The following is a 21,736-nucleotide window of genomic DNA, read 5'->3' on the forward strand; positions in this document are numbered from 1 at the left end:
TGCCCTCCCTCTCCCTTTTTTTTCCAATACTCGAGCAACCAGGAGAGCGCCGTGACGTACCCTAACTGCACCGTGGTGGACCACCCGCTGGTGAAGCACAAGCTGACCCTGATGCGGCGCAAGGACACGAGCACGGCCTCGTTCCGCGCGCTGTTGCAGGAGATTTCCCTGTTGCTCGCCTACGAGGCGATGCGGGACTTGAAGGTGCGCGAGGAGACCATCGAGACGCCGATGATGGAGACGGTGGCTCCGGTGCTGGACGGAAAGAAGCTGGTGCTGGTGGCGATCCTTCGAGCGGGGCAGGGCATCCTGGACGGAATGCTGCAACTGGTGCCGAGCGCGCGCGTGGGACACATCGGCATGTACCGGGATCCGAAGACGCTGGCGGCGGTGGAGTACTACTACAAGGTGCCGAACCAGCTGGCGGACCGCGACGTCATCATGTGTGACCCGATGCTGGCGACGGGGAACTCGGCGGTGGCGGCGCTCAACCGGGTGAAGCGGAGCAAGCCGGGGAGCCTGCGGTTCGTGTGTCTGCTGGCGTGCCCCGAGGGCCTGGCGAACCTGCGCGAGCACCACCCGGACGTGCACGTCTACACCGCCGCGGTGGACGAGAAGCTGAACGAGCACGGCTACATCCTGCCGGGCCTGGGAGACGCGGGAGACCGGCTCTTCGGTACGCGGTAGCTCGAAGTCCGAGGGCCATGCATGCTGCGGGAGCATGAGTGAGTGCTCCTGGCCGCGGATGGCCGTGGCCCTGTGGTGGCTGGTGTTGGTGTCGTGTGCCACGTCCCCGGAGGTGTTGCCTCCGGAGGGGCGGAGTGCGTGTACTACCTCCTCAAAGATGACATACGCACCGTGGGACGCTGGCACCTGAGCCATCCCGTCGATGAACACGGCGAGAAGGTCAATCCCTGGCAGTTCACCAGGAGCCAATGGTTCGAGTCTCAGGAGACCATCCATTTTCCCGTGAAGCCCGACGGACTGGCCTTGGAGTTCACCCTGGATGCCTTTCTGACTCCCGTGGTCCACGGCCGCGTTGTCCATCTTTTCGAGCGAATGGGTATCCAGGAGGTGCAGTTCATCTCCATCCAGGTCGAGGGCCATTCCGAGTCCTATTTCATCCTCAATACCCTGCGAGTCATCCGCTGCATCGACGACGCCCGGTGCGAGGAGGTGCAATACTGGAAGCCTGAGGACGGCGAGCCCGAGAAAGTGGGCGAGTATCGGCTTGTCGCGGGCCTGCGCATCGACCCGGCGATGGTCGAAGGAGCCCGTATCTTCCGTCCCTGGGGTTGGCCGCTGGCACTCCTTCTCTCCGAGGAACTCAAGCAGGCCCTGGAGGCTGAGCACATCACCGGCACGCGGTTCGTCGAGGTATGAGGCGGCGCTTGGGCTGTCCTCACCCGACGCCTCCATTCACACTTCAGGCAGGCGAACACGCCCAGCGTGAATGGCCCGCGCAGCAGCCCGGCCTCATCCAGTCGCGGTGTCCGCTCCTTCTTCAGTTCCGCCGACGCCGCTGCCTCAGGAACTGGGCTCGCCTTTTGTGGCTTGCTCGAAGCTCGGGTTGATCGGACGAAGCAATTGCTGGATGTTGTGCCCTGAATCGGAGGCAATCATGGACGTTCCGCAACTGCTCTCGGCGTCACCGCTACGCGTCTTTGAGTGGGCAACAGGGAAAACGGACGCCGAAGTCGTGCGGATCGTCCTGAACGCCTCTCTCTTCATCCATCCGAGCGTGGTGCGTCGGAAGCCCGTCATGCTTCCCGACTGTGTGCGTACATCGAATGCGCATCACCCGGGCAAGAAGAAGGGCGACGTCTCCGACTGGAAGGGGCGGCAAGTCAAGGTCTGCGACAACACGACTGCGAGGGTTGCCTTTGGTCGGTACATTGGCCGTTCGATGAATGGGGAGAATCGTGAGGTGGCGGTGGGCTGGGAAGTGGCGCACATCTGGGCCACGGTCCACGACCCTCAGTACTTCACCGCCGGCTGGAACATGTACCTGATCCCGGGCTTTCTCCGAGTCCTCACGGAGGAGCAAGCTCAGATGCCGCTATTCGCGAAGTGCCTTCAGTTCGTTGCCTGGAACCTGTTCTTCAAGGACCCGGTGGCTGAGCCTGCGACACCGCCGGCGCGACCGTCGAATGATGTTCCCGAGTGGCTCATCACTTTTGAACCGAGGTTCGCTAGCGCGACCTGAGGTGGAAATGACATGCCGAGAAGACTGGTGCTCCTGGTTGCGCATCCAGAGGACGAGCAGACCTACGAGAACGGTTGGAATGAGATGAACGACCAGCTTGAGTTCATCACGACGAACCGGAAGATCCTCAACCAATGTCTGGATGCGTTGGATGGCGGCGACGAGTGGGTCTATGTGCAGAGAATGGAATACGGTCGTTGCAAGAGCAGAATCATCGGACGGGTAAAGGTAGCGCAGGTCGACGAGTCCGCGATGCGCGTACGGTTCGAGAACTGGGAAACCTATGACGCCGCGCCCTCCCGCGCGTTCGGAGGTTCTACCTTTGCCGAATTTCCCGAGTGACCAGGCAGTACTCCATGAGCTACCGGCCGGAGCATGAGAAGGGATGAATGTCCGGTGGGTCCCGGCGCCGCCGGCTGGCGACGCGTTACCTGGTCTGATGATGAAACGAGCGGTATGCTCAAACATTTCGATTTGAAAGATGACAGATACCATCGGGGGCGCTGGCATCTGGGAAGTCCCAGGGATGAGCAGAGGCAGCGAATCGACCCCTGGCAGTTTTTCAAGGGTAGATGGCTTGATCTTCAGGGAACAATCCGCTTTCCGGTGAAGCCTGATGGGGTGGAATTGGACTTCTGTTGGGCTGCGGTCTCCATCCCCGTGGTGCACGGCCGCTTCGTCCAACTCTTCGAGCGTCTGGGCGTCCAGGACGTGCAGTTCATCCCAGCTCAGGTCGAGGGGCACGCCGGGCCCTTCTTCATCCTCAACACGCTGCGCACCCTCCGCTGCATCGACGATGCCCGGTGCGAGGAGGTGCAGTACTTCAAGCCCGAGGACGAGCAGCCCGAGAAGGTGGGCGAGTACAAGTACATCGCGGGCCTGCGCATCGACCCGGCGAGGGTGGGTGATGCCCGCGTCTTCCGTGCCTGGGGTTGGACGGGCTCGCTCATCATCTCCGAGGACCTCAAGCAGGCGCTGGAGGCCGAGCGCATCACCGGCACGCGGTTCGTCGAAGTGTGAGGGGGCAGTGGCGATTTCCTCACGAGGTCATGCATGCTGAGGGAGCATGAGAGCGTGCTCCTGGCGGCGCATGGGCGTGGCCCTGTGGTGGCTGTTGTGGGTGTCGTGTGTCCCGTCCCCGGAGGTGTGGCCTCCGGAGGGGCGGAGAGCGGCGCGGCCCTCGGTGGTGCGGACGAGCACGTTGCCCGGAGGCGCACTGCGGCTGGCCTTCGAGCCGATGGCCGTTGACCTCGCACTGGAGCGGGTGAGGGTGGAGGAGGCGAGGTCGGTGCTCGCGGCCTTCCATGCGTCCCTGCCGCGAGCAGAGGGCCGGCGCTTCCGGCTGGTGAGGACGTCGACGGAGCCGGGGCCGGAAGAGTGGGAGCGGCGGCTGAGGGAGGAGTTCATGTCCGGGTTCGGAGCGCCGGAGGTGGCGCTGCCTGGAGCCCTGGAGACGAGCCAACTCCTCATGGCGCTGAAGTTGTCGCCCCGCTACATGGGCGAAGGCGTGCGGGAGGCGGCGAGGGAGCTGTTCAGCTCGCGCGTCTTCCTGACGAGCGTGGGGCTGTCGGTGCTGGTGTACTTCACGGCGTGGCTGGTGCCCGAGCCGGTGTTCAGCAAGGCGTGGGTGGCGACGTGGACGCTGAGGCTGGCGCTGGCGGTGGGGGCGGTGGAGTTGAGCCGGTTCGCGCATGCGTGCGTGAGGCTGTACCAGGAGGCGCAGGCGGCGAGGACGGAGGAGGAGTTGGAGGCGGTGGCGGAGCGCTTCGGCAAGGCGGTGGGGGGCACGGGGCTGAGGGTGATGATGCTGGTGGCGAGCATGGGAGTGGCCAAGGGGTTGCCCGAGGTGCCGAGCGGAGGGCTCGGGGCGTTGCTGCGCTGGCCCCGGTTCGCGCTGCCCGAGGGGCTGTCGATGGGGGGCGCGCAAACGGTGCAGATGGTGGCCGATGGCACCGTTGTCGTGACAGGAGTGGCGGCGGGCACGGCGGCGGCTTCCTCGGTGGGCAGCGCGTGCACGGACGGCGCCGAGAGCCAGGAGGGCTACCACTGGCACCACCTGGCCACGAACAAGAATGAAATCTCGACGGTTTCCGGAGGGCCCTGGACGCCCAGGTTCGAGCAACTCTTCGAGTTGGCGGGGATGAGCCTGGATGCAGCGGAGAATCTCGTCTACCTCAAGGGCCACAGGGGACCTCACCCCGAGGCATACCATAGAGAGGTATATAGGACGCTTGCCTCGGCGACTGAAGACTGCGGGTCCCTCTCTCAATGCAGGAGCAAGCTCGCTGAGGCACTCCAGAGAATCGCTAGAGAGGTCTGCACTCCTGGCTCACGACTCCATACGCTCGTGACAAAGTCGCAGGATTGAGGAGCCAACGAGAATCATGCCCAGGTACTTCGAGCTGGAGGATGACCTCTACCATCCGGGTCGCTGGCACTTGAGGAGCCCCCTGGATGAGCAAGGGGAGCGAATCAACCCCTGGCAGTTCTTTAAAGGCAGGCAACTCGAGCTCCAGGGATTGGTCCGCCTGCCCGTCAAGCCGGATGGGGTGGCGTTGGATTTCAGCTGGGCCGGAGTTTCCATCCCCGTGGTGCATGGCCGCTTCGTCCAGCTCCTCGAGCGTCTAGGCGTCCAGGACGTGCAGTTCATCCCGGTTCAGGTCGAGGGCCACGCCGGGCCCTTCTTCATCCTCAACACGCTGTGCACCATCCGCTGTATCGATGATGCCCGGTGCGAGGAGGTGCATTACTGGATGCCGGAGGATGGTCAGCCGGAGAAGGTGGGACGGTACCGGGTCGTCGCGGGCCTGCGCATCGACCCGACCAAGGTGGGCGACGCGCGCATCTTCCGCACCTGGGGCTGGTCACAAGGTCTCATCGTCTCCGAGGAGCTCAAGCAGGCCCTGGAGGCCGAGCGCATCACCGGCACCCGCTTTGTCGAGGTGTGAGCGGGCATTCCCCACGGCCCCGGATTGCTTTTGGCCCGGACCGCGTTTATTTCTATGGAACGATGGTTCTCCTGACGTGCCAGCGTCGATTTAGCCGCCCCCCGAGCCCCACCAGGCGCCGGGAGGCCGTGCTGCGTCGCTAGCCCGTTCTCCCTTCGCGGATCGCCTCTCGGCGTGACGCTCGCCTGGACCAGGGGTCCGGGGGGTGTCCGAGCGTCCCGGCGTCTCCTGACGCCGCCTCCTTCCACTCCAGCCCGAGAGCCCTTCCATGTCCGTCTGCATCCTCAGCACCGACGCCGTCCGCCGTGCCCTCTCCATCCGCGACTTGACCGATTCCTCCGCCGGCCCTCATGCCATGCAGCGTCTCGTCGAGGACGTGCTCGCCGCCCTCCGTGACACCTGGCGCTGCGATGTCCTCCTGCACCGGCGCAGCCCCATCGTCTCCGTCTCCGACAACTACGACCGGCTGCGCTACCCGCCCGACGGCGCCGCCCGCGACGCCCGCTACACCCGCTACGTCTGTGACACCGCCCTGCTGCGCACCCAGACCTCGGCGATGATTCCTCCGCTGTTGCGCCAGCTCGCCGCCTCGCCCCGTTCTCCCGGCGACGTGCTGCTCGCCTGTCCCGGGCTCGTCTACCGCCGCGACTGCATCGACCGGCTCCACACCGGTGAGCCCCACCAGATGGACCTCTGGCGCATCCGCCATGGCGCGCCACTCGGGGTCCAGGAACTGCTCCACCTGGTGGAGACCGTGGTGCGCGCCCTGCTCCCCGGCCGAGAGCTGCGCACCACTCCCTCCCAGCACCCCTACACCACCAATGGGCTCCAACTGGACGTCCGCCACGACGGCGAGTGGGTGGAGATCGGCGAGTGCGGCCTGGCCCACCCCGAGCTGCTCGCCGACAGCGGCCTGGACCCGTCACGCGTCTCGGGGCTCGCCATGGGGCTCGGGATGGATCGCATCCTCATGTTGCGCAAGGGCCTGGACGACATCCGCCTGCTGCGCGCCGAGGACCCGCGCATCGCCTCGCAGCTGCTCGACCTGGAGCCGTACCGCGAGGTCTCCTCCATGCCCGCCGTCCGCCGCGACCTGTCTCTCGTGCTCGAGGGTGATACCACCCACGAGGAGCTCGGAGACAGGGCGCGCGCCGCGCTCGGCGAACAGGCCGGCGTGGTGGAGTCCGTCGAGGTGCTCTCGGAGACGCCCTACGAGTCCCTGTCGCCCACCGCCGTCCGGCGGCTCGGCATCGCTCCCGGGCAGAAGAACGTGCTGCTGCGCGTGGTGCTGCGCGCGCTCGACCGCTCGTTGACCCACTCCGAGTGCAACGAGCTGCGCGACCGCCTCTACGCGGCCCTGCACCGGGGCTCCGCCTGGCAGTGGGCCTCGGCCGCGCACCCTTGAGGCATGCCCCGGAGGCAGGCCCCGGCGTGGGGGACTACTCCGCCGCGCCGGTGTCCGGCTTCGCGGAGGCCTCGCGCGCCGCCTGCCCGCGCATCTGCATCGAGCCCACCAGCCGATCAATCCACATGTGGCTGATGCCGAAGTTCTTGTCCGGGCAGGCGAAGTGGTGCGCCATGTGATGCGCCCGCATCGTCTTGCCCCACTGCGTCCACGGCTTCTTGTAGTGCACCGCCCAGTGCAGGTAGTCGTAGGCGAGGTAGCCCACCACGATGCCGAAGAAGTACGGAATCGTCGCGTCCGGCCGGCTCACCAGCCACAGCAGTCCTCCGATGACGATGGCCAGCGGGATGCTCGCGCCCAGCGGCATCACCAGCCGCTGCGGATCATCCGGGTACGTGTGGTGGTAGCCGTGGATGATGGCGTGGAAACGCCGGGTCAGCGGCCCGTTCCCCTCCCAGTGGAAGAGGTTGCGGTGCAGCGTGTACTCCATGAAGCACCACGTGAGGTACCCCAGCGGCGCGAACAGGGCCACCATCCCCCATCGTGTCGTCCCGCTCCACAGCGCCCAGCCCAGCATGCCCGTGATGAGCGGGATGTAGAAGGCGAACGGAGTGACAGGGTGGATCTTCGAGGCCGCTTCGAGGAAGTCGTTCTCGAACATCCGCGCGGTGCCGTGGCGCACGTACTCGGTCTTCATGGCCGTACCCGGGAGGGAGTCAAAAGGGTGTTGCATGGCGGACAACCGCCCGCCGCCGTCCTTATATACCCCCCGGCCGCCGCGGGGGCGTGACGAAAATCCCCGGCTTTCCCCCCGGTGTCCTCCAGTCCCTGCTGCCCGGCCCGCCTGGAGGACGGGAGGACGGGCGGGGTGTCTACCCTTGGACAGCCAGTTGCGGCATCCTGGATTTCCGTGGAGGGCATGATCCGATGCGCCGACAGCTTCTGAGCACCATGTATGGCACCCTGCTGGTGGGGAGCACCCTGCTGTCCGGGTGCGCGAGTGTCTCCAGGACCGCTTATCCCCCCATTCAGGCGGACGCGTCTCCCGAGGCGCTCGCGCGCGGCGAGAGCATCTTCCGCGGGGCCTGTGAGGGCTGCCACCGCGGGCCCGACTCGCAGCGCGCCACCGGAGCACCCATGAAGGACGCGCCCGGGTGGCTCGGCGCGCTCCACACCGCCAACCTCACCTCCCACCCCTCCGCCGGCATCGGCTCGGCCAAGGACGAGGAGCTGGCCCGCGTCATCCGCTACGGCGTCAGCCGCGATGGGCGCGTCGTCCCCATGCCCGGCTCGCCCATGGGCGACAAGGATCTCGCCGCCGTGCTGGGCTTCATGCGCTCCCAGCACGCGCTCTTCGAGGCCGATGCCACCGTGGCGCCCCGTACCCGGTTCTCCTTCCTCGGCGGGCTCGCCTGGGGGCTGGTGTCCAAGGTGCCCGCTCATCCCTCCTCGGGCATCCCCGTGCCCGCCAAGGGGCCCACCCTCGAGTACGGCCGCTACATGGCCCACGTGCTCGACTGCGCCGGCTGCCACACCGACAGCCTCGACCCCGAGGACGCCCACGGGCCCAAGGGCTTCTCCGGCGGCCGCGAGTTCCTCGGCGCCGATGGCAACCCCATCCGCTCCAGCAACCTCACCTTCGATGCCACCGGCCTCCAGGGTTGGAGCCTCGAGGACTTCACCCGCGCCGTGCGCGACGGGCTCGCCCCCGGGGCCATCGTCCGCTACCCCATGCCCCGCTACCGCGGCGCGGATGACGTGGACATGAAGGCCCTCTACGAGTACCTGCGCTCGCTCCCCCCGCGCCGCCACGACGTCCCCGGCGCCCGCCCCCGCACCGCTCCCGAGGCCCTGGCTCCGTCCACCCATGTGGCGCCCGGCTCCGTGTCCACCCGGGCCGTGGAGCCCGGCACGCCCGTGCGCACCTCGGCCGCCGCGCGGCTCGCCACCCTCGTGCTCGCCCAGGCCGAGCCCCGCAAGGAGGTGGACCCCGCCGCCCTCTTCGCCCGGCTGGGTTGCACGCTCTGCCACGCCCCGGGTGCCCGCTACCACGAGCGCATCGTCCAGGCCGCCGGCAAGCCCGAGCAGGAGCTGGCGAAGTGGATCCGCAACCCCGAGAAGTTCGTCCCTGGCACCACCATGCCCACCTACGCCTCGCTCGTCGACGAGCCCACGGCGCTCGCGCTGGCGCGGTGGATCAAGTCCGGCGGCCCGGCCGCGCGGAAGTAGGAGGCGCCCCATGCGTGTGCGCCGGGCCCTGCTCGTCGTGGACCTCGAGGGCGTGGCCGGCGTGGACTCGCCGGGGGCGCTCATCTCCGGGATGCCGGAGTACGTGCGCGCCCGCGCCCTGCTGACGGCCGAGGTGAACGCCGCGGTGGAGGGCCTGCTCGCCGCGGGCTTCCAGCGGGTGCGGGTGAGCGACAGCCACCTGTGCGGCTCCGGCGAGTCCAACCTCCTGCCCGAGGCCCTGCACCCCGCCGCCGAGCCGTGCTTCCTCCCGGAGGACGCATATGCCGCGCACCTCTTCGACGAGGTGGAGGCGGTGGCCTGTCTGGGCATGCACGCGGCGGCGGGGCCGGTGGGCTTCGCCGCGCACACCGTGGACGTGCTGGGCGCGTGGACGTGCGCCGGGCGGACACTGTCGGAGGCGGACCTCGTGCTGGCGCTGGCCGCGGAGGCCGGCGTGCCGGCGGTGTTCGTCTCGGGGGATGACGTGCTGCAGGCGCAGCTCGGGGGCCGCGTGGCCTACGTGCGCACCAAGATGGCCCTCTCCGTCACCCGCGCCTTCTCTCGCGAGCCCGAGGCCGTGCTGCCGGAGCTCACCCGCGCCGCCTCGCTGCCAGCACGGCCCGTGGAGCCCCTCCCGGACGCACCGCTCGTCCTCACCTTCAAGAGCGGGCACCAGGCGGCGCTCGCCGCCCAGGCCGGGGCCCGGCGGTTGGATCGCTACCGCGTGGAGGTGGAGGCGCCTGGCTTCCGCGAGCGCTACACGCGGGCCCTCCAGGCGGCCTCGGCCGCGGGCGCGGTGCTGGCGGACGCGGTGGCGGAGGGGCCCGGCGGCCCCGGCTTCCTCCGGGATGCCACGGCGCTCTTCCAACTGCGCGGGCCTCCCACGCACCCACCCGCCCGGCGGACGGAGGCGGTGGACCGCACGCTCGGGGCCTTCCTCTCGCTGACGGAGGGGCGGGACGACGAGGCGCGGGCCCTGCGCGCGCTGACGCTGCACATGCTGGAGGGCCATGCGCCCGGGGCCTTCACGCGCCGGGGGCTGGGGCCCACGCTGGAGGCGGCTGTGGCCGCGCTGGCCGACGTGCCGCTGGCGCTCCCCGACGGGCTGTCTCCGGACGTGGGCATGGCGCGGGTGGATGCCTGGTACGTGCGCCGCGAGCGCGGCCTGCCCCACGCCCCGCTGGAGCCGTACTTCCTCCGGGCCTACCTGGAGCACCTGGCTGGGGAAGGCCACGGCCTCCACGCGTGGCTGCTGGGGGAGATGGCCGCCACGCGCGGCCTGGACGTGCGCCTGCCCTTTCCGGCCCGCGCCATGCGCGACGTCTCCCGTGTGGCGGACCTCTACTGGCTCACGCACCTGTACCTGCTGGACACCCGCTACCTGCGCGCCGCGCCGGCGCATCCGGACGCCACGGCCTGGACGGAGGAGTTGCTGGTGGCCACGCCCTGGGTGGTGGAGCAGGGCAACGTGGACCTGGGCGCGGAGCTCGCCTTCTGCCTCCAGTGCGTGGACGAGGCCGGTGGTGGGGCCCACGAGGCCCTCCTGGCCCTGCTCGAGCGTCACCAGCAGCCCGATGGTCGCATGGAGGACGCCCACGCCACCGCTGGCGCGTTGCTCGCTTTCTCGGGAGCCGAGGAGCGCCTGCCGTAGCTCCCTGGAGTGCCTACCGGAGTTCCCACGGTGACGAATGGGCAGGCTCCGGCGGGGCCCCATCTTTCCCTGACGGGGAAATTCCTTTCCATGGAGCGCCTGTAGGTCTCTGTGCGCAGGGCCCGGGAGGTGTTGATCCTCTCACGTCCTGAGGAACCCAACGTCGCACCTTGGACGGACGTGCTGTCGACAGGCAGACCTCTACGGCTTTCCTGGAGTTCCGGCCGATGCCGGGAAATTCCCGCATCTCCACCCTGACTCTTGCCACCTGGTGAGCCCCAGGCGGCCGAGAGCCGGAGGTGTGAGCCATGGGTTTCACGTCTTTCGAAGGTCTGCGGAACGGGATGGGCGGGCGCGTGGCGGGTCGGAGCGTGGTGGCGTGGGTGCTCACGACGGCACTGGCGGCGGGCGCCACCGGCTGCGGGGTGGAGGAGTTGCCCCTGGAGGAGCCAGGCTCGGCGCCGGGCACCGTGAAGCAGGCGCTCGAGCAGTACAACGGCCTGTCGCTCAACGGCCTGTCGCTCAACGGCCTGTCGCTCAACGGCCTGTCGCTCAACGGCCTGTCGCTCAACGGCCTGTCCACCACGGACTTCGCCACCTGGTTCAACGGCAACCCGGCCGGCAATGAGCAGCTCATGCGCTACATGGTTCTCTGCGCGGTGCCCGCCAACGAGAGCCGCACCTTCAGGAACCCGAGCACGGGCCTCGTCTATACGTGGCAGGGCGGAATGGGCCTGGCGCCGGACTGGGCGGAGGGCGCGCCGGCCACCCTGGTGGAGCAGCAGGTCATCTCCGCCTGCCTGGCGGCCCACGCCAACAACTACGGGCTGCACGTCCCCATCTCCCTGCTGGGCCGCGACTCGAAGGAGGCGACCATCCCCTTCAGCTCCGAGGAGATGGCGACCTTCGCCCGCAAGGAGTCGTGCTTCTTCGGCAACGTCTTCAAGAACGAGGGGCTCTTCGCCGGCAACGACCGCAACGCGCTGGCCCTGGACGAGAGCACCTCGCGCCCGTGCGGCCTGTTGGGCTTCGGGCTGCTGTCCAACGCCTCCTGCTCGCAGGTGCAGCGCGTGGGCCAGTGCGAGCAGCACTGCACGCTGGACCCCAACGGCACGTTCTACACGCAGTGCACCGTCAACGGCGTGCAGTACAAGCCGCTCACCACCCGCATCCGCCCCCAGGACATCAACCGCTGCGGTGACGGCGTGTGCCAGCAGGGCGAGCGCTGCGGCTTCGGCATCACCGCGGACAGCTGCCTGCTGGACTGCGGCACCTGCGTCCTCTGAGCGCAGCGGCCTCAGGCCACGCGCACCCGGGGGAGCCCCTCGCGCCGCTCCACCCGCATGGGCATGGGGCCCCGGGGACGGAGGCTGACGTGGGGCTCGGGCACCACGGGCACCCCGGGCACCGCGCGCAGCCGGAAGCGCTGCGCCACCAGCGTGAGGATGAGCTGGGCCTCCATCATCGCGAAGTTGTTGCCGATGCACTGGCGTTGCCCGCCCCCAAAGGGCAGGTAGGCCCAGCGCGGCCGGTCCTTGCTGTTCTCCGGGAGGAAGCGCGTGGGATCGAAGCGCTCCGGCTCGGGCCAGAAGTCCGGGTGGCGGTGGGTGACGTAGGGGACGAGGATGACGATGTCCCCCTTGGGAATCCGGTAGCCATCCACCACGTCGTCCTCCAGGGGCACGCGGGGAATGGCCCAGATGGGCGGGTAGAGGCGCATGGCCTCCTCGAAGACACAGCCCACGTAGCGCAGCCTCGGGAGATCCGCCACCGTGGGCATCCGCCCGCCGAGCGCCGCGTCCACCTCCGCGTGCAGCGTGGCCTCCACCTCCGGGTGCCGTGCCAGCAGGTGGAACGTCCACGCCAGCGCGGTGGCCGTCGTCTCGTGGCCGGCCAGCAGCAGGGTCATCACCTCGTCGCGCAGCTGCGCGTCATCGAAGGTGTCACCGGTGTCCGCGTCGCTCGCGGCCATGAGCATGCCGAGCAGATCCTCCGCCTGCGTCCCGGCCGCGCGGCGCTGGGAGATGAGGCCGCGGACGATTCCATCCAGCGTGTCCACCGCCCGGCGGAAGGCGCGGTTGCTCCGCGTGGGCAGCCGGTAGAGCCACGGTTGGTAGGGCAGGGGGGAGATGATGCGCTCGTTGGTGACCTGGAGCGCGGTGGTGAAGGCCTCGCCCACGGCGCGGGTGTGTTGGGCCACGTCCACTCCGAAGAGGGCGCGCACCGCCACGGTGAGGGTGAGCCGCATCATCTCCTGGAACACCGGCAGCGGCGTGCCCCCGTCCGCCGCGCGCTCCCAGGCCGGCAGCATCTCGGAGAGGGTGTCCGTCATCCGCGTGCCGAGCGCCGCCAGCCGCTCGCGGTGGAAGGCGGGCTGGGCGAGCCGGCGCTGGCGCTTCCAGAAGTCACCCTCGGCGGTGAGCAGGCCGTTGCCCACCAGGGGACGCGTCTTGTCGAAGACGGTGCCCTTCGTGTAGCGGGCGCTCGCGTCGGCGAGCACGTGTTTGACGTGGTCGGGGTGCGTGAGCTGCTCCACGTAGATGTAGCCCATGCGGTAGCGCACCACGTCCCCCAGCCGCCGCTGGCTGTCGAGGTACAGGCCGAGCGGGTTGCTCGCGCGCTCGGGCAGGTGGCCCCAGAGCCAGTGGCCCGGGGGCATGGGAGGCAGCGGTGCGGAGGAAGTCATGATGGACGGGCCGTTTCGAGGAAGAGGCGGGATTGTGTCCGCCGTGGAGTGTGGGAACCAGCATCCACGGGGGGACTGACGGAACCTGACGTGTCCCCTCTTCCCCTGGGAGAGGGCCAGGGAGCGAAGCCATGGATACCCGGCTTCAAAGAATCATCGTCCGGGTGCTTTCGGGGCCGGCACATAGCGGGCCGTCGTCACGTTGCCGCCGAAGTCGACGGTGATGAACGGCTCGGCGATGTTCCCCTCGGGAATGGAGCCGGGGAGCCCTGGCTGCGGGAGGACGAGGAGCCCGCCCCCCTCGAGCGTCATGACGTGGCCCTCGCGCGTCACCGGCGTGCTCGACAGGTGGAGCGTGATGGACGTCGCCTCCACGAGCGTTTCCGGGTTCTCGAACATCGGAGTGGAGACGTGCACGGGGAAGGCGGGGACGCTCATGCCCTCGCTGGAGCACGTCCAGGAAGTCCCCTCGCCCTCTGACGGCGGGGCGGCGGCTTCCCCTGGCGTGACGAAGACGACACGGGCGGGAGTGGCCACGGTGGCCGGGCCGGCCGGGCGCAGGACGTAGGCGCAGGGCGGCTCGGGGGGGGTAAGGCTCCAGACCATCGCCCCCGCGAGCAGCACGCCACAGAGCAGCGGCAGCCACTGGCGGAGGTTCGCTCGTTGCTTCTGGCTCGGACCGGAAGGGCTCACCTGTCCAGGTATTGAGGCCAGGACAGGCGATTGGATCCCCCGGCGCTCAATACACCATCAGTCGCAGGGTGAGCGTCGAGGGCGCCGGTGGGAGCAGGCCCCCGGCCGTGGCGGTGACGTTGAATTCATACATCCCCACTTGCGTGGGCGTGCCAGAGATGACACCCGTCCCTGCATTCAAGCCGAGGCCCGGCGGCAGGGCGCCGTTGTCCGTCTTCCTCCAGGTCCACGTGACGGAGGCGGGGGTGCTCTGGAGGGTGTGGGTGTACGCCGAGCCCACGCGCCCATCCGGGACGGCGCTGCTCTTGATGCAGACCTCGCCGCCGGAGCACGAGATGGACGTGAGCTGGAGGCGGCGCACCCGGGTCTGCGGAGGCTCGTCGGAGTCCGTGACGCGGACCTCGAAGGGGGGCGTGCCACTGCCCGCGTAGGCCGCGCCGTCGAGCCTGCCATTGCCACGCAGGACGATGCCCGAGGGCAGTGCGCCACTGGAGAGCTCGAAGGTGTAGGGCGGCTTGCCGCCGGTGGCCGAGAGCGTCTCCACGTAGTCCTTGCCGCTCTCGAAGTACACGAGGACGTCCGGTCCGGCCAGGTGCAGCACGGGCCGGATGCTCACGGAGAACTCCTGGCTGGAGCGCTGGGGCTCGGCGCCCTGGTCCACCACCTCGACGGTGAAGGTGGACTGCCCGGCGGTGAGCGGCTTGCCGGAGAGCTCTCCCCGCCCGGTGTCGAAGGACAGGCCCGCGGGCAGCTCGCCCGCGGCGGAGAAGGTGTACGGAGGTGTCCCGCCGCTGACCTGGAAGCGGTGGAAGTAGCTCACCGTCTCCGTGCCGGGGCCGGGCGCATCCGGGATGAGCACGAGCGGCGCCGGGCCCGCGTCGGAGGTGCCCCCATCCGTGCCCGCGTCCGTGCCTCCGTCCGTGCCCCCGTCGGTGCCCATGCTCGAGGGCTCCTCGCCCGTGCAGGGTCCGCGCTCGCCGCAGTCCGGGAGGCAGACACCCTCGGAGGCCAGACACGTCCAGCCCGAGGCACAGGCCCCCTGCGCGTCACACGCGGGGAAGCGGGAGAGGTTGGGTTGGAAGGTGCAGGCCCCCCCGGTGCAGGTCACCACTCCGAGGAGCACGGTCAATCCCAGCCACGTCAGCCCCTGTCTCATGGCAGCTCCCAGACGAAGAAGACGGCTCCCCCCGCCCCCAGCAGCGCGCCCGCCCCCATCAGCACGTTGGCCGTGCGCGCCTGCCGCTGGCCCTCGCGCAGCCGGCCGGTGAAGCAGGAGCGGAACGTCTCGCCCTCACCCGAGCAGCCCGCGTTGCCCTGGGAGAGCACCGCCTCCGTGTTGCGCGCCGCGAGCCCGAAGCCCACCCCGGCCGCCAGCGCCACGCCTCCCGCCGCCAGCAGCACCGTGGGCCACGCGCTGCCCGGGCGCTTCACCGCGCCGGCCGACGACAGGTGCGTCTTCCTCAGCTCCTGGAAGGCCTCGCGGGCCCGCGCCTCCTCCTGGCCGGGTGGCAGTCCTTCTCCGGAGAGCGTGACGACGGCGTGGGACTCGAGGCCCTCGCGGTCCACCAGCGTGAGCGCCACGCTGCGCCCTCCGCCCACGCCGAGCGCCACCCCGCGCACCAGCCGCTGCGCGCCGAGCGCCTGCGCCTGCGCCCCCCGGCACGCCGCGTCCACGCACCCGGGGAGCCGTCCACCCCGGGCGCGCACCTTCGCCACCGTTTCCGCTCGAGGCTCCAGGCACACGCCGGAGGTGTGCTCCGCCGCCCGGCGCACGGCGTCCTCCACCTGCCGGGCCTCGGCCGTGGTCAGCGCCACCGGTTGGAAGGGGAGCAGCACCCACCGCTCACCGCTCCTGCACGGGGTTGGGCTCTGCGCCAGCGCCAGCGCCAGCGCCAGGGAGAGGAGGCTCATGGCGAGAGGTCGGGCTGTTGCTCGGGCGCCACGGGCGTCTGCCCGAGGCTGGCCATGTACCCGTTGTAGAAGCGCGGGCCGAAGGGCACGGAGAAGAGTCTGTCGCGCAGGGCGTCCTCCATGGCGCCCCGCGCGGCCAGGGCGTTGTCGCGCCAGGAGAGGCCCGCGCCATCCACCACCGCGCCCGCGCGGGCGAAGCGGAAGGAGGCCTCGCGCCCCGCGCCCCGCAGGAAATAGCCCTGCGCGAGAGGCAGTCCCAGCACCACCGAGCGCTCGCGCTCCTTGTGGAGCTCGGCCACCCGCAGGCCGCGCGCGTCCTCCACCCACAGCCGGCCCTCCAGGCCCGCCGGCAGCAGGAGGAAGCCCAGGCGCGCCTTGTCCCCCATGTCCACCAGCGCCGCCGCCCGGTCCAACGCGGGCGGCTGGATGGACACCTCGAGCCGGCCGCGCACGTCCTCCACTCCCTGGTTGGCGGCGGCGACGAAGGCGCTCAGCTCCGAGTACTCCACCCGCCCGTCCGCGTTGACGTCCGCGGCGCCGGAGAGCGCGGAGAGCACCTGGTGGCTGAAGACGCCCGAGCGGATGGCGCTCCACTCGTGGCTCTCCTGCTCGCGGGTGGTGGAGAGCACGGCGCCCACGTTGGGGTAGCGCGCCAGCTCGCGCGTGGCCAGCAGGCCCTTCACCGCCTGCACCTGGGCGGGCGCCACCGGCAGCGCGCCGCGCGAGTTGACGAAGAAGTACGAGTCACACGCGTCCACGATGAGGTGGACGAAGGCGGCGGTGCTGGGGGCGATGACCTGGGAGTAGAGGTCCGTCCGGGTGAAGGACCCGTCCAGCAGGCTCACCGCGCCCTCGCCGGCGGGCCCGCGCTTGCCGTGGCCGGTGAAGACGAAATACAGCACGGGCGAGTCGCCACGGGCCTTGTCCTCGGCCATGCGCGCGTTGAGCTGGCGCAGCGCCTCCTTGAGGGCGGCCCGGGTGGGCGGACGCGTGCGGGCGGCGAGCCCCGGGTGGAGCGCCTGTGTGTCCGCGTCCAGCACGGAGAGGAACACCGTCTCCTGGGTGCGCGAGGAGAACAGCTCGTAGTAGCGCGCGCCGTCGTCATCGGCGTAGCGCAGGGGCGCCTGCTTGGGTTCGGTGCCGGTGTTGTTGGCGATGATGAGCGCGTAGGCGACCCGGGTGGGAGCCGCGCTCGCGGCGGAGCCGGCGAGGAGCGCGAGCCAAAGCAGGGCTGCCGGAGCGCATCGGAGCTGTCGCATGCGCGGGGGTGTCTCCGGGGGGACAACGAGGGTGCTCAAGGTGCCACGGTTGCGTGTGGGGAATCCACCCGCTCCCCGTCAGGGCTCGGACCCTCCAGGGGGTGTGTTGCTCAGACGACCCTGTGCGTCATGAATGGGATGCGGCTCCCACCTGGGCGGCCCCGGGCGGATGACCTGGGTGGGTGTGGCGGAATCGGGTTCATCCCCCCACCCGTGACCGCGCCTGCCCACGGCTCCCCGGCTGGTGGGCGACCCGTGGGTAGACTGGAAGTCCTCCCCACGGAGACACTGATGACTTCCAGGTCCCTGGTGGTGCTGCTCGTCCTGGCCCTGCTGTCCAACGGCTGTGCACCGCTGACGCCACCGCCCGGTCGCGGGACACACCTGCGCTACACGCACGGTGAGGGAGCCATGGCCGCATGGGCTGGAAGCACGGATGAGCCGACCCTGCTCGAGTCCGAGGGGCCGCAGCGGCTGAACCGTCTCCAGGGCGCGCGCGAGGCGGTGGGCCCAGGTGGTGCGGAGGCACCGGAATGGCAGAGCACGCTGGCGGCACACCTGGCGTTGCTGCGGGCCGTGGACGAGGTGTCCGCCTCCACCCGCAGCGTCTCCCGTGAGCTGTCCAGACTCAGGGCCAGCCAGCAGGGTATCGCTGGCGCGGGCAACGGCCTCTTCGTCCGCTACGTCGAATATGGGGAACGTCAGCTGCTGTGGATGGATGCCGAGCTGGCCGCCGCCGCCCGGCTGGCCACCGCCGCCTCTCAGGTGGAGGAGCCAGGCATGCAACTGGCCCTGCTGCACCTGGCCGGCCCACGGCTGGAGGCCGCCATGATGGGCTCCCTGCTGCTGGCCGTGTGGTGTGACTTCCTCCGCCTCACCGACGACGTGCTCTCCCGGCGCTTCTACAGCGTGGAGCGGCTGTTCATGGACATGGACCGCTTCCAGAAGATGCTCGAGCCCGCCATGAAGGCGCTCGCCTCGCTGGAACCAGCGCAGGTGGAGGCAACGGCGGATGACGTGCCTGCCCTGGTGGGCCATCTCACCGGCGAGTTCGAGGCACTGCGTGAGACGGTGCGCAGAGGGGCGGAGAACCTCCAGAAGGCGCTGGTACTCAAGGAGTCCGTGGAGGCTCTCACCCTGGTGTCGGCGCTGAAGTTCACGCTGCCCGCGTTGCGTGCGGCGGCTCCCGCCACGTTGGGCACGGGTTTCATGGTGGGCTCTGGCGGCGTGATGATGGGCACGCGCATGGTCGTCTCCGCCGAGTGGGTGGAGATGATGCGGCGGCTGGTGCGGGCCGGCGTCCTCTCACTTCCCGCCGTGAGCGCGGCGGTGCGGATCCAGGCCGGCCAGGTGATGATGGCACACGGCGAGCTGCCGCGGGGCGTGCGCGAGGCGCTGGGCGAAGGCCCCGAGGTGCGGGCCATGCGCGTGACGGGCAGAACGGGGGCCGGCATGGCCAGGCGTCCCCGGCACCACGTCATGCCGGAAGAGTTCCGCGAGTGGTTCGAGCAGCGTGGCTTCACCGGCGAGATGGACATCGACCAGTTCTGCGTCAGGCTCGAGCAGGCCCACCATCAGGCGATCCACGGTGGGGGGAACTGGAAGCTGGGGCGCACCTGGCCCGGTGAATGGAACCGGATGATCATGGAGGCGCTGAGCAAAGCCGAGTCCAGAACAGGCCGGATGTTGACGCCGAGTGAGGTCCTGGGAACAGTCGCGAAGCGTATGCAGGACTATGGCATCCCGATGAAATTCATCCCGTGGAGAGGGCGATGAGCGACGGACGTGCCTGGCAGGGCAACGTGAAGGCGCGCCTGTACGAGCGGGTCCGCGAGCGTGGTTACGATTCACTCACCGCCTTTGCAGAGGCGCGTCCTGCCGTCCCGTTGCACTTATTGGCAGAGGAACTGGGCAAGGACGACGTTGCCGGAGTACAGGTGTTGAGCGGTCTGCTCGCGGAGGCCGAGCGGCGCAAGCAGGTCACGCGTTTTGTGCGTGATGTATTCGCGCGCTTGTGGTCACAAAGTGTCCCCGAGGGTTGGCCGGCCGTGCTGGACGACGCCAACCGTTTCAAGGTTGCCGAGGCGCTCGGCTCGTGGTTTGCCTACACCCCGGAAACTCATAAGGAGCGCGTCGATCAGGCCAGCGACGCACTCTTCATCACGCCACCTCCGTCAGGGTGGCGACCGCTCGGGCCAGACGACGAACTGCTGCTCACGCTCCTACCCGACGAAGAAGCCTGAGCTTCACCCCTGGAGCGGACCCTGGGCGAGGACCGAGTCTGGGAGGGTGAACCTCACCCGCTGGAGAGGTCGATGAGCGACGGACGTGCGTGGCAGGGCAACGTGAAGGCGCGCCTGTACGAGCGGGTCCGCGAGCGTGGTTACGATTCACTCACCGCATTCGCCGAGGCTCGCCCTACCGCCTCGTTGGTGGAGCTGGCCGAGGAGCTTGGTCCGGACGATATCGTCGGAGTGCAGGTGTTCAGTGGGTTGCTCGCCGAGGCCGAGAGGCGCAAACAGGTCACTCGTTTGGTGCGCAGTGTGCTCGTACGCATGTTGTTCCAGAGCCTCCCTGAAGGCTGGCCGTCCGTCATGGACGACGCCAACCGTTTCAATGTCGCCAAGGCACTCGGCGCGTGGTTTGGCTACACCCCAGAGACCCATGAGGCACGCGCCGAGCAGGCTATGGCTGCGCTTCGTGCCACGCCTCCACCACCCGGCTGGCGCCCACTCGGCCCCGACGACGAACTGCTCCTCTCGCTCATGCCCGACGAAGAAGCCTGAGCTTCACCCTGTGAATAACTGGTCCCTCTCCGCGCTGGGCCAGGTGGTCGACCATGAGACGGATGGCCAGGAGGGTCTGCTCGTGGCCACCACCGGCCCGTACGACGTGCTGGTCATCGACCGGATGCTCCCGAAGCTCGACGGGCTGACCCTGTTGCGGATGCTGCGGGAGGGCCACGTCCGGCCCCCCGCGCTGTTCCTCTCGGCCATGAGCGCCATCGATGACCGGGTGAAGGGGCTGGAGTCGGGGGGGGCGACGACTACCTGGTGAAGCCCTTCGCCTTCTCCGCGCTCTATGCCCGCATCTGCTCGCTGGGCCGCCAGGACGTACAGACGGTCCTCTCCCCCGGAGACCTGGAGTTGGATCTCTCCAGGGGTATCGCCAGCGGCCCTCCCCAGAGGGTGACGCGGTGCGTGACCACTGAGGAGGGGGGTCCCACGGCCCCCACCCCGCCCGGCGGGCGGCCGTGTCCCCGGGGATGGCGATTGTCGGGACCCCGAGGATCCAACCCGGCGGGCAAATCGCAATGAACCATGAGCGAGGGGTGACGGGGGTGGGCGGGGCACGGTAAGTCGCCGAGGGATGGAGTGGGATGCGCGGACATTGCAACGCTTCCGGGATGGCGAGCCGGAGACCCTGGGCCAGGTGTACCGGGCTCACGCGGAGGCGTTGGCGCGGATGCTGCGGGCCATGGCGTGGCGGGGGCGGGGTTTCGGGCAGATGAGGGGCGCGCTGGAACTGGAGAACACGGTGTTGGAGACGTTCGCCCGGGCCTTCGAGCCGAGGACGCGGGCGGCGTACGATGGGGTGCGGCCGTACGGGCACTTCCTGGTGGGCATCGCGCGCAACGTGTTGCTGGAGCAGACGCGGCAGCGCGAGGTGGCGGTGGGGTTGGAGCCCTTCGAGGAGTCGGGAGGGGTGCCCGAGGAAGGCAAGGGCCTGGCGCAGACCCTGGAGGACCGGGAGGTGGAGGGGTTGCTGGCGGCCTTCAAGGAAGGGTTGTCGGAGGAGGAGCGGCGGCTGTTCGAGCTGCGCTTCGGTGAGGAGGGGCTGGCACAGGAGGGCGCGGCGGAGCAGCTGGGGCTGACGCGCATCCAGGTGCGGCGGAGGGAGCTGGGGTTGAAGACGCGGCTGCTCGAGTTCCTGCAGGCGCGCGGGTACCTGGAAGGGATGGAAGTGAAGGGGTGGAGCTTCTTCAAGCGGCGAGGCCAGTCATGACGAGGTGTGGGGACCGGCAGGCGAAGCAGGCGCTGGAGGCGCTCTTCCGGGGCGAGCTGGACGGGGAGGGCTTCCACCGGTTGCGCGCGCACGCGGCGGGGTGTGCCGAGTGCCACGAGGCCTACGACAAGCTGGGCCGGGTGGAGTCGACGCTGGAGAAGCGCGCGTTGCCCGCGGGCCGGGAGGCGCTGCTGGAGAAGGAGCTGATGGCGAGGCTGAGCGCCACCGCGAAGCCGGCCCGGGCGCCGGTGCGGACCGGGCGCGAGAGCTTCTTCCCCCGTTTCCTGGTGCCGGCGATGGCGGGGCTGGCGATGGCGGGGGTGGCGCTGCTGGTGGTGGTGCCGCAACTGAGGACGCGCGAGTCCGAGGAGTGGCGCTCGCGTGGCGGAGAGACGGGCACGGCGGCCTGGGGCATCCGGGTGTTCTGCGTGGGCGCGGACGGACAGGTGCGGGGCGAGGCCCGGCCGGGCGGAAGGCTGGTGTGTGGGGAGGGGAGCGCGGTGCAGTTCAGCTACACGGCGCCCGAGGCGGCGAGGCTGACGGTGGAGGCGACGTCACCCGAGGGTGAGCCCTTGCGCTTCTTCCCGCCGGAGGGCACGGGGCAGGAGGTGGAGGCGGGAGTGGACGTCCTCCTGCCGTTGAGCACGCCGGTGCAGGAGGGCTGGCTCGCCGGGCCGCTGGAGGTGCGAGCGACCTTCGAGGACGCCCAGGGCCGGCGCCTCTCCCAGACGCACCTGACGCTG

23 protein-coding genes are annotated in these 21,736 nt (G+C 69.6%); 17 read left to right on the forward strand and 6 right to left on the reverse strand.

Features of this window, described 5'->3' with window-relative positions; translation table 11 throughout:
- Positions 1 to 51: 51 nt before the first annotated feature.
- The 8 genes from upp (at position 52) to srmL (ending at position 6,559) form a co-directional block, all read left to right on the forward strand.
- Positions 52 to 687, forward strand: coding sequence for a uracil phosphoribosyltransferase (gene upp / locus Q664_RS23085; protein WP_043399529.1), 636 nt, complete (start codon positions 52 to 54; stop codon positions 685 to 687).
- A 138-nt stretch (positions 688 to 825) separates the two neighbouring features.
- A complete protein-coding gene (locus Q664_RS23090) occupies positions 826 to 1,383 on the forward strand; it encodes an imm11 family protein (protein WP_043399532.1) in 558 nt (185 codons plus the stop codon).
- Positions 1,384 to 1,621: 238 nt separating this feature from the next.
- Positions 1,622 to 2,206 carry a hypothetical protein gene (locus Q664_RS23095; RefSeq protein WP_152622284.1) on the forward strand — a complete coding sequence of 195 codons (585 nt, stop codon included), beginning with the start codon at positions 1,622 to 1,624 and terminating at the stop codon, positions 2,204 to 2,206.
- Between the two features lie 12 nt (positions 2,207 to 2,218).
- Positions 2,219 to 2,548: a hypothetical protein gene (locus Q664_RS23100; RefSeq protein WP_043399538.1), complete on the forward strand. Its 330-nt coding sequence runs from the start codon at positions 2,219 to 2,221 to the stop codon at positions 2,546 to 2,548.
- 132 nt (positions 2,549 to 2,680) lie between these two features.
- Complete coding sequence (locus tag Q664_RS23105) at positions 2,681 to 3,226, forward strand: imm11 family protein (protein ID WP_326938732.1); 546 nt, start codon at positions 2,681 to 2,683, stop codon at positions 3,224 to 3,226.
- Positions 3,227 to 3,272: 46 nt separating this feature from the next.
- Positions 3,273 to 4,574: an AHH domain-containing protein gene (locus tag Q664_RS52515; protein WP_075207489.1), complete on the forward strand. Its 1,302-nt coding sequence runs from the start codon at positions 3,273 to 3,275 to the stop codon at positions 4,572 to 4,574.
- A 16-nt stretch (positions 4,575 to 4,590) separates the two neighbouring features.
- Positions 4,591 to 5,154 (forward strand): imm11 family protein, encoded by a 564-nt coding sequence (locus Q664_RS23115; protein ID WP_043399542.1) that lies wholly within the window; start codon positions 4,591 to 4,593, stop codon positions 5,152 to 5,154.
- A 268-nt stretch (positions 5,155 to 5,422) separates the two neighbouring features.
- Positions 5,423 to 6,559, forward strand: coding sequence for a PheS-related mystery ligase SrmL (gene srmL, locus Q664_RS23120; protein WP_043399544.1), 1,137 nt, complete (start codon positions 5,423 to 5,425; stop codon positions 6,557 to 6,559).
- A gap of 34 nt (positions 6,560 to 6,593) precedes the next feature.
- Here the strand turns inward: srmL and Q664_RS23125 are convergent, their stop codons facing one another.
- Complete coding sequence (locus Q664_RS23125; protein WP_043399548.1) at positions 6,594 to 7,256, reverse strand: sterol desaturase family protein; 663 nt, start codon at positions 7,254 to 7,256, stop codon at positions 6,594 to 6,596.
- Between the two features lie 230 nt (positions 7,257 to 7,486).
- Between Q664_RS23125 and Q664_RS23130 the strand changes: the two genes are divergently transcribed.
- From Q664_RS23130 to Q664_RS23140, 3 genes are all read left to right on the forward strand, one after another.
- Entirely contained in the window at positions 7,487 to 8,788 is a 1,302-nt protein-coding gene (locus tag Q664_RS23130; protein ID WP_052518543.1) for a c-type cytochrome, read from the forward strand.
- Positions 8,789 to 8,798: 10 nt separating this feature from the next.
- Complete coding sequence (locus tag Q664_RS23135) at positions 8,799 to 10,439, forward strand: DUF6895 family protein (protein ID WP_043399550.1); 1,641 nt, start codon at positions 8,799 to 8,801, stop codon at positions 10,437 to 10,439.
- 308 nt (positions 10,440 to 10,747) lie between these two features.
- A complete protein-coding gene (locus Q664_RS23140) occupies positions 10,748 to 11,725 on the forward strand; it encodes a hypothetical protein (RefSeq protein ID WP_043399554.1) in 978 nt (325 codons plus the stop codon).
- Between the two features lie 11 nt (positions 11,726 to 11,736).
- Here Q664_RS23140 and Q664_RS23145 read toward each other — a convergent pair whose 3' ends face one another.
- The 5 genes from Q664_RS23145 to Q664_RS23165 all read right to left on the reverse strand — a co-directional run bounded on the left by Q664_RS23145 (position 11,737) and on the right by Q664_RS23165 (position 16,988).
- Positions 11,737 to 13,125, reverse strand: a complete 1,389-nt coding sequence (locus Q664_RS23145; RefSeq protein WP_043399557.1) for a cytochrome P450 — start codon at positions 13,123 to 13,125, stop codon at positions 11,737 to 11,739.
- Positions 13,126 to 13,278: 153 nt separating this feature from the next.
- Positions 13,279 to 13,818, reverse strand: coding sequence for a hypothetical protein (locus Q664_RS23150; RefSeq protein WP_152622285.1), 540 nt, complete (start codon positions 13,816 to 13,818; stop codon positions 13,279 to 13,281).
- Positions 13,819 to 13,864: 46 nt separating this feature from the next.
- On the reverse strand, positions 13,865 to 14,974 hold the full coding sequence (locus tag Q664_RS52520; RefSeq protein ID WP_084610267.1) for an Ig domain-containing protein: 1,110 nt from the start codon (positions 14,972 to 14,974) through the stop codon (positions 13,865 to 13,867).
- Positions 14,971 to 15,729: a hypothetical protein gene (locus Q664_RS23160; protein ID WP_043399565.1), complete on the reverse strand. Its 759-nt coding sequence runs from the start codon at positions 15,727 to 15,729 to the stop codon at positions 14,971 to 14,973. The genes Q664_RS52520 and Q664_RS23160 overlap by 4 nt, the downstream gene beginning before the upstream one ends.
- Positions 15,726 to 16,988, reverse strand: coding sequence for a caspase family protein (locus Q664_RS23165; protein ID WP_043399568.1), 1,263 nt, complete (start codon positions 16,986 to 16,988; stop codon positions 15,726 to 15,728). Before Q664_RS23165 ends, Q664_RS23160 begins: the two co-directional genes overlap by 4 nt.
- A gap of 291 nt (positions 16,989 to 17,279) precedes the next feature.
- Here Q664_RS23165 and Q664_RS23170 point away from each other — a divergent pair, with 291 nt between their 5' ends.
- From Q664_RS23170 to Q664_RS23195, 6 genes are all read left to right on the forward strand, one after another.
- Positions 17,280 to 18,764, forward strand: coding sequence for a DUF2380 domain-containing protein (locus Q664_RS23170; protein WP_043399571.1), 1,485 nt, complete (start codon positions 17,280 to 17,282; stop codon positions 18,762 to 18,764).
- Positions 18,761 to 19,231 carry a hypothetical protein gene (locus Q664_RS23175; protein WP_043399641.1) on the forward strand — a complete coding sequence of 157 codons (471 nt, stop codon included), beginning with the start codon at positions 18,761 to 18,763 and terminating at the stop codon, positions 19,229 to 19,231. Before Q664_RS23170 ends, Q664_RS23175 begins: the two co-directional genes overlap by 4 nt.
- Before the next feature lie 72 nt (positions 19,232 to 19,303).
- The gene (locus tag Q664_RS57950; protein ID WP_043399575.1) at positions 19,304 to 19,774 is read left to right on the forward strand and encodes a hypothetical protein; all 471 of its coding nucleotides are present in this window, start codon (positions 19,304 to 19,306) and stop codon (positions 19,772 to 19,774) included.
- A 10-nt stretch (positions 19,775 to 19,784) separates the two neighbouring features.
- Complete coding sequence (locus tag Q664_RS61130) at positions 19,785 to 20,045, forward strand: response regulator (RefSeq protein ID WP_052518545.1); 261 nt, start codon at positions 19,785 to 19,787, stop codon at positions 20,043 to 20,045.
- Positions 20,046 to 20,378: 333 nt separating this feature from the next.
- Positions 20,379 to 20,993 (forward strand): RNA polymerase sigma factor, encoded by a 615-nt coding sequence (locus Q664_RS23190; RefSeq protein WP_235216838.1) that lies wholly within the window; start codon positions 20,379 to 20,381, stop codon positions 20,991 to 20,993.
- A partial coding sequence (locus tag Q664_RS23195) for an anti-sigma factor (RefSeq protein WP_043399582.1) occupies positions 20,990 to 21,736 on the forward strand: 747 nt, incomplete at its 3' end. The genes Q664_RS23190 and Q664_RS23195, both read left to right, overlap by 4 nt.

The organism is Archangium violaceum Cb vi76, assembly GCF_000733295.1.
Taxonomy (GTDB): Bacteria; Myxococcota; Myxococcia; order Myxococcales; family Myxococcaceae; genus Archangium; species Archangium violaceum.

Coding starts and splice junctions, on each gene's coding strand:
- Q664_RS23095 (WP_152622284.1), top strand. CDS start 1,622: ATGGACGTTCCGCAACTGCTCTCGGCGTCACCGCTACGCGTCTTTGAG.
- Q664_RS23100 (WP_043399538.1), top strand. CDS start 2,219: ATGCCGAGAAGACTGGTGCTCCTGGTTGCGCATCCAGAGGACGAGCAG.
- Q664_RS52515 (WP_075207489.1), top strand. CDS start 3,273: ATGAGAGCGTGCTCCTGGCGGCGCATGGGCGTGGCCCTGTGGTGGCTG.
- Q664_RS23115 (WP_043399542.1), top strand. CDS start 4,591: ATGCCCAGGTACTTCGAGCTGGAGGATGACCTCTACCATCCGGGTCGC.
- srmL (WP_043399544.1), top strand. CDS start 5,423: ATGTCCGTCTGCATCCTCAGCACCGACGCCGTCCGCCGTGCCCTCTCC.
- Q664_RS23125 (WP_043399548.1), bottom strand. CDS start 7,256: ATGAAGACCGAGTACGTGCGCCACGGCACCGCGCGGATGTTCGAGAAC.
- Q664_RS23130 (WP_052518543.1), top strand. CDS start 7,487: ATGCGCCGACAGCTTCTGAGCACCATGTATGGCACCCTGCTGGTGGGG.
- Q664_RS23135 (WP_043399550.1), top strand. CDS start 8,799: ATGCGTGTGCGCCGGGCCCTGCTCGTCGTGGACCTCGAGGGCGTGGCC.
- Q664_RS23140 (WP_043399554.1), top strand. CDS start 10,748: ATGGGTTTCACGTCTTTCGAAGGTCTGCGGAACGGGATGGGCGGGCGC.
- Q664_RS23145 (WP_043399557.1), bottom strand. CDS start 13,125: ATGACTTCCTCCGCACCGCTGCCTCCCATGCCCCCGGGCCACTGGCTC.
- Q664_RS52520 (WP_084610267.1), bottom strand. CDS start 14,974: ATGAGACAGGGGCTGACGTGGCTGGGATTGACCGTGCTCCTCGGAGTG.
- Q664_RS23160 (WP_043399565.1), bottom strand. CDS start 15,729: ATGAGCCTCCTCTCCCTGGCGCTGGCGCTGGCGCTGGCGCAGAGCCCA.
- Q664_RS23165 (WP_043399568.1), bottom strand. CDS start 16,988: ATGCGACAGCTCCGATGCGCTCCGGCAGCCCTGCTTTGGCTCGCGCTC.
- Q664_RS23170 (WP_043399571.1), top strand. CDS start 17,280: ATGACTTCCAGGTCCCTGGTGGTGCTGCTCGTCCTGGCCCTGCTGTCC.
- Q664_RS23175 (WP_043399641.1), top strand. CDS start 18,761: ATGAGCGACGGACGTGCCTGGCAGGGCAACGTGAAGGCGCGCCTGTAC.
- Q664_RS57950 (WP_043399575.1), top strand. CDS start 19,304: ATGAGCGACGGACGTGCGTGGCAGGGCAACGTGAAGGCGCGCCTGTAC.